The 955-nt window shown below is 72.3% G+C and carries 2 protein-coding genes; one reads left to right on the forward strand and one right to left on the reverse strand.

Annotated features, from left to right (window positions below; genetic code table 11):
• Positions 1–41 precede the first annotated feature (41 nt).
• The gene (locus L0B03_RS18440; RefSeq protein ID WP_208054578.1) at positions 42–290 is read right to left on the reverse strand and encodes a WhiB family transcriptional regulator; all 249 of its coding nucleotides are present in this window, start codon (positions 288–290) and stop codon (positions 42–44) included.
• A gap of 200 nt (positions 291–490) precedes the next feature.
• Here L0B03_RS18440 and L0B03_RS18445 point away from each other — a divergent pair, with 200 nt between their 5' ends.
• Complete coding sequence (locus L0B03_RS18445; RefSeq protein WP_250448542.1) at positions 491–907, forward strand: hypothetical protein; 417 nt, start codon at positions 491–493, stop codon at positions 905–907.
• The last annotated feature ends 48 nt before the right edge of the window (positions 908–955 follow it).

Here is a 955-nt window from a genome sequence, read left to right on the forward strand (position 1 = left end):
GCGGCGCCGGGGGCGTCGGGGGGTGCTGAGGTGCGCCCTGCTCAGCTCGCGCGGCGGGCGCGGGCGGTGCGACGCTTGAGTGCGCGGCGCTCGTCCTCGGAGAGGCCGCCCCAGACCCCGGCGTCCTGACCGGACTCGAGGGCCCACTTGAGGCAGGTCTCGGTGACGGGGCAGCGGCGGCACACGGCCTTCGCCTCCTCGATCTGGAGCAGAGCGGGGCCGGTGTTGCCGATCGGGAAGAACAGCTCCGGGTCCTCGTCCAGGCAGGAAGCGCGGTGACGCCAATCCATCTGTATCTCCTCTGGGCACGCGTCGAGCCCACCCCCGGTCGGGGGACTGGGCTGACAGTGGGGGGTTCGTGCGGTCGTCCTATGTCTGGGATCAAGCCTCACACGCGACCCAGGGGTGCACAAGGGGTTACGTCAAGATTTCGAGCCGATAACGATGAGGTCTTTGTCACATCGCTTCGACCACGCCGTAGGCTCGGCCTGTGCCCGCTGCATCCCCTCCTCCTGCGGCCCCCGTCGTGCTGCGGGTCGCGCTCGTCCTGGTGCTCCTCGAGGCCGCGGTGCTGATCGCCGTCTTGCTGTGGTGGCTCGTGGTGCTCCTGGCCGAGGGATCCCAGACCCTGGCCGTGGCCCTGTTCCTGCTGGTCTTCGGGCTGGGGGTCGCCGCCGTGCTGGTGGCCGGCGTCCGCGCCCTGCTGCGCGGCAGCAGTCGAGCCCGCGGTCCGGTCATCACGTGGCAGCTGCTCCAGGGAGCCACGGCGGTGACCCTGCTGCAGGGCGGCATCGTGTGGGGGTGGCCTCTGCTGGTCCTCGCCGCGACCGTCATGGTGCTCCTCATGACGCGGCCCGTGGTCGCCCACACCACGCACGGGGTCGTCGCGGACCCCGGGGGCGTCTGACCGGCCCGTCACGGGTTCCGGCCCGGGGCCACGACCCGGGCGCCCCCC

Source organism: Actinotalea sp. C106, from assembly GCF_023630195.1.
Classification (GTDB): Bacteria; Actinomycetota; Actinomycetes; order Actinomycetales; family Cellulomonadaceae; genus Actinotalea.

Bases quoted from the DNA above. Each gene is read 5' to 3' on its own strand.
- L0B03_RS18440 (WP_208054578.1), bottom strand. From the start codon at position 290: ATGGATTGGCGTCACCGCGCTTCCTGCCTGGACGAGGACCCGGAGCTG.